This window comes from Streptomyces apricus (assembly GCF_008369065.1).
Taxonomy (GTDB): domain Bacteria; phylum Actinomycetota; class Actinomycetes; order Streptomycetales; family Streptomycetaceae; genus Streptomyces; species Streptomyces apricus.
In genome coordinates, this window is the sequence record NZ_VDFC01000047.1 from 326,711 (window position 1) to 330,429 (window position 3,719).

4 protein-coding genes are annotated in these 3,719 nt (G+C 71.7%); all 4 read right to left on the reverse strand.

Annotation, left to right across the window (positions count from 1 at the left end):
- The coding region (locus FGF04_RS27870; protein ID WP_149514405.1) for a DUF1707 SHOCT-like domain-containing protein at window positions 1–636 on the reverse strand (636 nt) is incomplete at its 3' end.
- Window positions 637–645: 9 nt separating this feature from the next.
- Entirely contained in the window at window positions 646–1,656 is a 1,011-nt protein-coding gene (locus FGF04_RS27875; protein ID WP_235882532.1) for an ABC transporter ATP-binding protein, read from the reverse strand.
- 4 nt (window positions 1,657–1,660) lie between these two features.
- Window positions 1,661–2,566 carry an ABC transporter permease gene (locus tag FGF04_RS27880; protein ID WP_408055676.1) on the reverse strand — a complete coding sequence of 302 codons (906 nt, stop codon included), beginning with the start codon at window positions 2,564–2,566 and terminating at the stop codon, window positions 1,661–1,663.
- Window positions 2,559–3,371: an ABC transporter permease gene (locus FGF04_RS27885; RefSeq protein ID WP_149514092.1), complete on the reverse strand. Its 813-nt coding sequence runs from the start codon at window positions 3,369–3,371 to the stop codon at window positions 2,559–2,561. The genes FGF04_RS27880 and FGF04_RS27885 overlap by 8 nt, the downstream gene beginning before the upstream one ends.
- Between the last annotated feature and the right edge of the window lie 348 nt (window positions 3,372–3,719).

The following is a 3,719-nucleotide window of genomic DNA, read 5'->3' on the forward strand; positions in this document are numbered from 1 at the left end:
GCCCCAGAACGCGAACCCGGTCACCACCACCCGCGGAGCCCCCGGCTCACCGGGCACCCCCTCCTGACCGTGGTCGAACCCGCCCATGATCCCGATCCCGCGGACCACGACCTCGATCCCCGGCGGCACGATCACCTGCGTCCCACCCATGACGGCAACGCAGTTGATCACCACCTCGCCGGCCGCGAAGTCCGCCTCGCGCAGGTCGATGACACCCCCGCCCCAGAACGCGACGGAGTTGAACCTGCGCGGCACGGTCCAGCGCCCCTTGCGCTCGAACCCCGACATCACCGCCACGCCCCACCGCACCGAGGAGCCCGAGCCGTCCGGGTCGCCGACGATCCGCCGGGCCCAGTCCCCGCCGCCCACCGGCCGCTTGACCATCGAGACGGCCGGCGCCGGAGCGGTGACGCCCGGCGCGGGCAGGTCCCGCGTGATCGGCTCCAGCTCCCCGTACGTACGCGCCTTGTACGTGGTCTCCAGCCGCTCCTCGAACTCCGCCATGTCCAGGCGGCCCTCGGCGAGGGCGTCCCTCAGCACTTCGGCGACCTGCTCACGGTCGGCGTCGGAGGCACGCAGTTCGGGAAGTCCGCCAGAAGGTCCACCGGGGGGTCCGCCCGGGAGTTCGTCCGTCATGGCAGCAGCCTACGAGGTCGCCTTCTCCGCGTACATGCGGCTGATGACCGCCTCGATGTCGGGTTCCCGCACCGACAGGTCGACCAGCGGGTACTCGGCCGCGATCCGCGCCACCAGCGGCGCCGCCGACTGCGCCGCAGGGAAGGCGAGCCACTGCCGCGGCCCCTCGACCTTCACCACACGCGCCGACTCCAGCCGGATGGGCGGCAGTTCGCGCTCCAGGTCCACCACCAGCGTCCGCTCGCTCTCCCCGATCTCGTGCAGCCCGGTCAGCGGCCCGTCGTACATCAGGCGCCCGTGGTCGATGACCATCACGCGCCGGCACAGCTGCTCGATGTCGGAGAGGTCGTGGGTGGTCAGGAGCACGGTCGTGCCGCGCTCCGCGTTGAGGTCCCGCAGGAACTCCCGCACCCGCACCTTGCTGACCACGTCGAGCCCGATCGTCGGCTCGTCCAGGTACAGCACCTCGGGGTCGTGCAGCAGCGCCGCCGCGATGTCCCCGCGCATCCGCTGCCCGAGCGAGAGCTGGCGCACGGGCACGTCAAGGAGGGCGCCCAGCTCCAGCAGTTCGACGCACCGGTCGAGGTTCTCGGCGTACCGCGCGTCGGGGATCCGGTACATGCGGTGCATCAGTTTGTACGAGTCGATCAGCGGCAGGTCCCACCACAGGGTGGTCCGCTGGCCGAACACCACGCCGATGCGCCGCGCGAGCCGGGTGCGCTCGCGGGACGGGTCGATGCCCGCCACGCGCAGGTGCCCGCCGCTCGGCGTGAGGATGCCGGTGAGCATCTTGATGGTGGTCGACTTGCCCGCGCCGTTCGGCCCGATGTAGCCGACCATCTCGCCGCGCGCCACGGTGAAGGAGATCGAGTCGACCGCCCGCACCTCCCGCCGCTCACTGCGCAGGAAGCCGGTCTTCTTGCGCACGTCGAAGACCTTCTCGACGCCGTCCAGACGGATGAGCGCGTCCTCGTCGGCGGCGGCTCCGGCGCTGCTGCCGGTATCGGTGTGGGTGTCCATGGATTCAGCTCCCCGTGCTCCGGTACGAACGAAGGCCCGCCCGCCAGGCCAGTCCCGCCAGCGCGCAGCAGGCGACCGCCACGAGCGGCGACAGGAACGCGGTCCATGCCGGCAGGTCGAGCGGGTACGGCAGCCCGAGCACGTACAGCGCGGGCAGCCAGTTGACGAAGGCCAGCGGCAGGACGAAGGTCACTCCGCGCACCAGCTCCTTCGCGAAGACGGTCGGCGGGTACTGCAGCAGCGTGGTGCCGCCGTACGTGAACGAGTTCTGCACCTGGGAGGCGTCCTGCGCGACGAACTGGAAGGCCCCGCCCGCCACGAACACCGACCCGAAGATCGCGGCCCCGCTCACCAGCATCACCGGCATCAGCAGCACCTTCACCGGGGTCCACGCGATGTCGACGACGGTGAGCGCGTACCCGAGGACCAGCAGCCCCTGGGTGAGCCGGCCCAGCCGGCGCAGCGCGAACCGGTCGGCGGCGACCTGCGCGAGCACCGGCGCGGGCCGGACGAGCAGGGTGTCGAGCGTGCCGTCGCGCACCCGCTTGCCCAGCCGGTCCATCGAGCCGAGCGTCAGGTCGGTGAGCCCGAACGCGGCGCTGGAGAGCCCGTACAGGAAGGCCACCTGGCCGAGCGAGTAGCCGCCGAGTTCGTCGACGCGCGAGAACATCAGCAGGATCGTGACGAAGTCGAGCGCGGTCCCCGCGAAGTTCCCGAGCAGGGTCATCGCGAACGACGCGCGGTACGCCATCGTCGAGCGGATCCACATCCACGCGATCAGCCGGTAGGTCCGCAGCCCGTCCACGAGCCGCGACCGGCCGTGCGGCAGCACGAAGCCCCGCCCGACACCGGAACCGGAACCGGAGCCGAAGCCGGAACCGGAACCGTCCCGCTCCTTGAGGTCAGCCACCCTGGACCACCACCCTTCGCGTCGCCGCCGACTGGACCAGACGGCCCGCCGCGAGCAGCCCGACGGCCCACGCCCCCTGGAGGGCGTACGTCCGCAGCAGCGCCCAGCCGGTGCGCTCCCCGAGGAGCACGTCCGCCGGGGCCTGGATCAGCGACGACCAGGGCAGCACGCGGGCCAGCTCGCCGAGCGCGCCCGGGAAGACGTTCAGCGGCAGTGTCATCCCGGAGAAGAACAGCCCCGCCAGGACGGCCAGCTGCTGCACACCCGTCCCGTCCATGAACCAGAACGCCGCGAGCGCCACGAGGTAGCGGATCGCGAAGCTCACGACGATCCCGAGCGCCACGGCGCCGAGGAACGCCATCCAGGTACCGGCGTCGGCCGGCAGCGCGAGCCGGAAGACGAGCCCGCCGAAGAGCATCGGCACGACCCCGCGCCCCAGCAACTGGAACACGGCCCGCCCGCAGTCGGCCGCCAGCCACCACGCCTGGAGGTCCGCGGGCCGGTAGAGGTCGATCGCGATGTCACCCGTACGGATCCTCTCGATCAGCTCGTCCTCGAAGCCACCGCCCATCACCGCGACGACCGCGAGCAGCCCCTGCCCGATCCACACGTACGTCACCGCCTGGGCCTGGTCGTACCCGCCGAGGCCGGGCCGCTCGTCCCACAGGGCGATGTACGTGTACGCCAGGATCAGGCCGAAGACCGTGTTCGTGAACACCCCCGCGGCGGTGGCCACCCGGTAGGTCGCGTACCGTCGGAATCCGCCTGCCGCGACGGCCGCGTACAACCTCCAAGACCGCACCACGAACCCTCTCCAGCCGTTCCGAGCCAAAGCGCTGGAGCCTAGTCGCGAGGCCGTGTCGCGTGCCAGGCATTTTCCTCGCGCCCCTGCCCACGACGCGTGCCACGCACCGGGAACGATTCACCGGGTGGGACAGTCTTCAAGGGGAGGGCGCACCAGGCGCACCAGGCGTACGAGGGCGTACCGGACGTACGACGTGAAACGGGAGCACGGCACACGATGAACGACCAGCCGCAGCCTGAGCAGCAGCAGCCGAGCGAGGGCTGGGCACGAAGAGATCCCGGGGCGCGGAAGCGCCCCGGGACCGGCGGTGGCCCCGGGACCGGCGGTGGCCCCGGGACTGGCGGGGGC